This is a genomic window from Thermodesulfobacteriota bacterium (assembly GCA_026415035.1).
Classification (GTDB): domain Bacteria; phylum Desulfobacterota; class BSN033; order BSN033; family UBA1163; genus RBG-16-49-23.
The window spans coordinates 62,410-67,741 of sequence record JAOAHX010000018.1 but is presented as its reverse complement, the minus strand read 5'-3'; the positions used below and the strand labels follow the sequence as shown (position 1 = coordinate 67,741).

At 55.3% G+C, this 5,332-nt stretch carries 4 protein-coding genes and 1 tRNA gene; 3 read left to right on the top strand and 2 right to left on the bottom strand.

Annotation, left to right across the window (positions count from 1 at the left end):
* The first annotated feature begins 142 nt into the window (after positions 1-142).
* Complete coding sequence (locus tag N3G78_10970; protein MCX8118440.1) at positions 143-1,417, top strand: FAD-dependent oxidoreductase; 1,275 nt, start codon at positions 143-145, stop codon at positions 1,415-1,417.
* A gap of 24 nt (positions 1,418-1,441) precedes the next feature.
* Positions 1,442-2,836: a hypothetical protein gene (locus tag N3G78_10965; protein MCX8118439.1), complete on the top strand. Its 1,395-nt coding sequence runs from the start codon at positions 1,442-1,444 to the stop codon at positions 2,834-2,836.
* 50 nt (positions 2,837-2,886) lie between these two features.
* Here the strand turns inward: N3G78_10965 and N3G78_10960 are convergent, their stop codons facing one another.
* The gene (locus tag N3G78_10960) at positions 2,887-3,444 is read right to left on the bottom strand and encodes a hypothetical protein (protein ID MCX8118438.1); all 558 of its coding nucleotides are present in this window, start codon (positions 3,442-3,444) and stop codon (positions 2,887-2,889) included.
* Positions 3,445-3,870: 426 nt separating this feature from the next.
* On the opposite strand from N3G78_10960, the gene N3G78_10955 reads away from it, so the two are divergent.
* Entirely contained in the window at positions 3,871-4,824 is a 954-nt protein-coding gene (locus tag N3G78_10955) for a bile acid:sodium symporter (GenBank protein ID MCX8118437.1), read from the top strand.
* A 300-nt stretch (positions 4,825-5,124) separates the two neighbouring features.
* Here the strand turns inward: N3G78_10955 and N3G78_10950 are convergent.
* Positions 5,125-5,213, bottom strand: a tRNA-Leu gene (locus N3G78_10950).
* Positions 5,214-5,332: the final 119 nt, after the last annotated feature.

Below are 5,332 nucleotides of genomic sequence, written 5' to 3'. Positions count from 1 at the left end.
TCCCCCTGGCGCCGATGTCTTAACCCAAAAGAAAAAACCTATTGACAGGCCTCGATCTTTCTTCTATGTTTTCTCCGATATCGAGGGGAAGACCGCTGTCACTTTCCCTCTGGGTCTTACAAAGGGAGAAAGGCGATCTCGGATGAGAGTGGGGGTTGTCGGAGGAGGCTGGGCTGGGTGCGCGGCTGCCCTTTCGGCCAGAAAACAGGGGGCAGAGGTGTTTCTTGTTGAGCGAACCGATATGCTCCTGGGAACAGGGCTGGTCGGAGGGATCATGCGCAACAACGGCCGGTTCACTGCCGCCGAAGAGATGATCGCCATGGGAGGGGGCGACCTCTTTGAGCTCATCGACCTGAACACCCTCCATCGGGATATTGAATTTCCAGGGCATCGGCACGCCTCGCTCTACAATGTGGCCACCATGGAACCCCTGGTCAAAAGGCTTCTTCTCCAGAGAGGGATCACCCTCCACCTTTCGACTCGAATCGAGGAGGTGGAGAGGGAAGGCAACCGACTGAAGGCCATCTCCGGGAAAAGAGGAGAGGAGAAGATCCGTTTCGTGGCCGATGCCTTCGTCGATGCAACAGGAACCGCGGGTCCCTCCGTCAATTGCCAGAAATACGGCAATGGCTGCGCCATGTGTATTCTCCGCTGCCCCTCTTTTGGTGGACGCATCAGCCTCACGGCCAGAGCAGGGGTGACCGAGCTCGTCGGTCGGAAGGGAAGCCAGATCGGGGCCATGAGCGGCTCGTGCAAACTCTTCAAAGAGTCCCTCTCCCGCCAGATCGTCTCTGCCCTTGACAAAGAGGGAGTGCTCATCGTCCCCATCCCGCCCTCCGACCGGTCGGGGGAGAGGCTTGCCATCAAGGCTTGCCAGCAATATGCCTTGCCCGAGTTTGAGGAGAATCTCGTCCTGCTCGATACCGGCCATGCCAAGTTGATGGTCCCTTTCTTCCCCCTGGAAGCGCTTCGCCGCATTCCCGGTTTTGAAAATGCCCGTTACGAAGACCCCTATGCGGGCGGCCTGGGGAACTCCATCCGGTATATCGGCATGGCCCCTCGTGAGGATAGCCTGAAGGTGATCGGGATGGATAATCTCTTCTGCGCGGGAGAGAAGGCCGGCCTTCTGGTCGGCCACACCGAGGCCATCGTCACTGGAACCCTTGCCGGTTTCAATGCGGTGCGACACATCCGAAGGGAGAAACCGCTCCTCCTGCCCGAGTCGGTCGCGGTGGGTGATGCGATCGCCTATGTCCGAAAACGGATGGAGACCGAAGAGGGCCTCGGCTTGAAATACACCTTCTCCGGCTCGGTCTATTTTGAGCGGATGAAGGAGAAAAGCCTCTATACGACCGAGGTCCGGGAGATAGAAAAAAGGGTGGACCAGGCGGGATTGACCGGAATCTTTTCGAATTAACGCATCTATGAAAGGAGGGCCCCTATGGTCGAACTTACCGCTGCTCACTGGGTCTATGCCGTCTTCATCGTGCTCATCCTGTTGACGATGGCCCTGAGAAAAGAAACGCCCATCGTCTGTCTCATCGGCTCTCTCATCCTGGCCTGGGTCATCACGGGCGACCTGGTCAAGGCGGTTCAGGCGGTCTTCAACTCGATCACCGTGGCTTTCAGTGAACTGTTGGGAGTCGTCGTCATCATCTCCCTGATCGTGGCGATGGCAAAGATGCTCGAAGAGACCGGGATGGCTGAAATGATGTTTCGGCCTGTCCAGAAGATGATGATCTCCCCTGGGGCAGCCTTCTGGGTCATGGGGTTCGTCATCATGATCGCGGCCTGGGTCATCTGGCCCTCCCCTGCCATTGCCTTGGTGGGGACCCTGCTTCTCCCAGGAGCCATCAAGGCCGGCCTTCCTCCGATCAGCGCGGCCATGGCCATCAGCATGTTCGGTTATGGATGCGCCCTGACGACCGATTTCATCATTCAGGGAGCGCCCGGGATCACCTCCAAGGCCTCAGGGGTGGCGGTCACGGACGTGATGTCGAAAAGCCTTCCCATGCTCCTCCTCTGGGGGGCGATCGCCCTTCCCCTCTCCTTCCTCTCGGTGAAGAGAGACATCCGGGCCGCCGCGGGAAGACCCATTGAATGGGCCCCTTTTGAAATCGGCCCGGAAGCCAAGGCAGAAAGGGAGAGATGGACCAAGGCCGCTCCTGGATTTAAGAAGCCCGCCCTCTGGGTCATCGCCATCCTCTTCTTTCTGGTGGTTGTGGCCATGCTGGCTTTTAAATTGCGAGGCGGCGATGCGACCGCGCTATTAGGGGGGACGGTGGGGATCATCATGGTCTTTATCGGATTTGGCGCCTATGGAAAAGAAGGGTTTGCCAAATTGACCGAACATGCCCGATCGGGATTTATGTTCGGCGTCAGGATCTTTGCCCCGGTCTTTCTCATCGCCGCCTTCTTCTTCATGGGGTCTCCCGGGCAGGCCAAGGCGATCTTCGGGGAAGGAGCAAGGGGCCTTCTCTTCGACCTGGGTCAGGCCCTGGCAAACGCCGTCCCCTTGAGTCGCATCCCCGTGGCATTGGTCCAGGCGATCGTCGGCGGCATCACAGGACTTGACGGTTCGGGATTCTCCGGACTGCCCCTGGTGGGAACCCTCGCCCAGGCCCTGGGCGGAGCGACCAACCTCGACGTTGCCACGCTCGGAGCGCTCGGCCAATACTTTGCTGTGGCTGTGGGCGGAGGCTGTATCATCCCCTGGGCGGTCATCCCGGCCGCGGCCATTACAGGAACAGACCCTGTGGAGATCGCCAGGAGAAACCTCTGGCCCACGCTGGCAGGATTTTTGGGCGTGGTCGTCGTGGCCATCTTCATGCTTTAAAAAGAGGAAGGGGAGGCTTTAAAGCCTCCCCCTTTTCTTCACCATTCCTTTCAGTCAAATCTCGTCACCATCACACCGATAAAGGGCATCGTCTTCAAATATTCTTTTAACATCACCTTCCGGACCTCTCCCCCCTTGCCTTTTGTCCCGGCCGCATGGATGAGATGAACCTCTCCATCGACCTTGACGATCCCGATATGGCCGACGATCTCCTCCCGGATTCTCTTCTCAGGCCTTTTGACAAAGAAGAGAAGGTCTCCGTTTCTCAATCTGTCCCTGTTTCGAACGAGGACTTCGGCTGGAAGGACCTCCACATTGTCCCTGCCCCTTGAGCCTTTGATCCTTTCCGTCCTTCCGAGGGTTTGGGTGATCTCCCTGCCCCATTTCCCGCTGAAGACCATATCCTCCCCGTATTCGAAACGGTCCTCGTAATTGACCACCTTTCCATCCCTCAGAAGGCCCCTCGATCGAAATCGCCTCTCGAGAGCTACCTGGATGGCCTCTTCTGGGCTTTGGCTCAAAGCCAGCTCCACAGCCCGAAAGGTCAAATACATGCAATCCACCCTTTCATCCGCGACGATGACCGATCGGGTAACATATTCTCCCATCGGGTCCGGGTCGTAAGGGGCTCCAAGAAACCTCTCCGCCCAGAAAGCGATCCTCTCCCCCGTCTTCTTCCCTTTGAGGAGCGTCTGATGCCTTTGGATCTCCTCTGCGTCAAGGCCGATACAGGGGCTTATAAGAGAGAAAGTCAGAAGAGAGAAAATGGCAACGATTGAAAATGGCCTTCCCCGGTGCCCCTTACCGCTTGGGCGCCTCCGTTGGATTCCCCTTGACCCAATTAAGGCCGATCGACCAAGGATCAAATCTCCCTCCACCTCGCCGGACTCCTATTTTGGTCAAATCAAAAACATTTTAGCATAAATGTTGTGGATCGTGCCGCTTTACCTTATGATAAGAAAAGGGGTGGGAGTGCAGAGGTTGGTTCCCTAATTTTATTCCTTCGGCAGTTGTTATCCGGATACTATTCCTCCATGCGCCAGGCATTGGAAAAATATCAGGTCTTCATCTACCTCACGGCGATTGGTTCCGGCCTGAGCGCAGGGATCCTTTTTAAAGAATCGGTAGACCCTCTGGAAAGACTCCTCTGGCCCACCCTTGCCCTCCTTCTCTACTCCACCTTTACACAGGTGCCCTTATTACACCTAAGAAAGGCATTTTCCGAGATCCGATTTATCACATCCGCCGCCACGGGTAATTTTCTCCTGATTCCAGGTCTCCTCTGGGCGAGCAAACATTTCCTGCCCGAAGATCCGGCCATTCGGCTCGGAGTTCTCCTCGTCTTGCTCGTGCCGTGTACCGACTGGTTCATCACCTTTACCCACCTGGGTGGTGGGGATACAAAACAAGCCATTGCCTTTGCCCCTATCAGCCTCCTCCTTCAGATGATCTTTCTCCCTTTTTATCTCTACCTTTTCCTCGGAGAAACATTTACCGTCACCGTGGCACGCCAAGAGATGCTCGTCGCCTTTGGCGGCCTCATCGTGATCCCGTTGATGGGAGCCTTCCTCACGCAAAAATGGACCGAGAAGGCGACTGCGAAAAGAGGATGGCTTGGTCGGGTTGGGTGGTTTCCCATCCCGCTTCTCAGTTTGGTCGTCTTTACGATTGCGGCAACCCAGGTGAATCTGGTTACCGCCTCGTATAGGATTTTGGGCCAACTGCTCTTTATCTTTATAGGCTTTCTCATCGCCGCCGCGGTATTGTCCCGCCTCCTTGCCCGTGTTTTCGGATTGCCCTCTTTGCAGGGCCGGGTATTGGCCTTCAGTTTCGGCACAAGAAACTCTTTTGTGGTTCTTCCCCTCGCCCTCGCCTTGCCCCCCTCCTATGATCTGGCGGTGGTCACGGTCGTCTTCCAGTCGCTGGTCGAGCTCCTCGGCATGGGGGTCTACCTCTGGTGGGTACCCAAAAAACTTTTTCCTCAATAATTCAAAAACGGGACCTCGTGAAAGCGAACCATTGGAGTCCATTATAGTTATGGTCCTCAGGGTAGGGTGGTCGAGCGAAGCGGATCCACCATTTTATTAAAGGATACTCCTTTTGGATTTCCCAAGGTAATCTCTCAAGCCACCCTGGGCCCAATGTGTTGAATTAAAGGCCCTTGGGATTCTTAAAAAACAATGTTAGGGATAGCAAGAGGCTGTGATCAAATCCTATTTCAAAATGAAACGGTCCTTTTTTAATGAGGAAGTTTTTTTGAAGGAAAGGGATGGGTTTGGCGAAAAGATTGGTGCCGGAGGTCGGATTCGAACCGACACGGGGTGTGGGCCCCGCGGGATTTTGAGTCCCGTGCGTCTACCAGTTTCACCACTCCGGCACGGAATTCAATATAAAAAAATTTAGAAGGGAAGTCAAATAAAAACCTCCCGGATGGGATTCAAGGATGAGACGTTCTAAAATTTGACAATTTCTCTTTGAATATGCTAATTTATCTTT

Excerpts from the sequence above, each read along its gene's own strand:
- N3G78_10970 (MCX8118440.1), top strand. The coding sequence starts at position 143 with ATGAGAGTGGGGGTTGTCGGAGGAGGCTGGGCTGGGTGCGCGGCTGCC.
- N3G78_10965 (MCX8118439.1), top strand. The coding sequence starts at position 1,442 with ATGGTCGAACTTACCGCTGCTCACTGGGTCTATGCCGTCTTCATCGTG.
- N3G78_10960 (MCX8118438.1), bottom strand. The coding sequence starts at position 3,444 with ATGGGAGAATATGTTACCCGATCGGTCATCGTCGCGGATGAAAGGGTG.
- N3G78_10955 (MCX8118437.1), top strand. The coding sequence starts at position 3,871 with ATGCGCCAGGCATTGGAAAAATATCAGGTCTTCATCTACCTCACGGCG.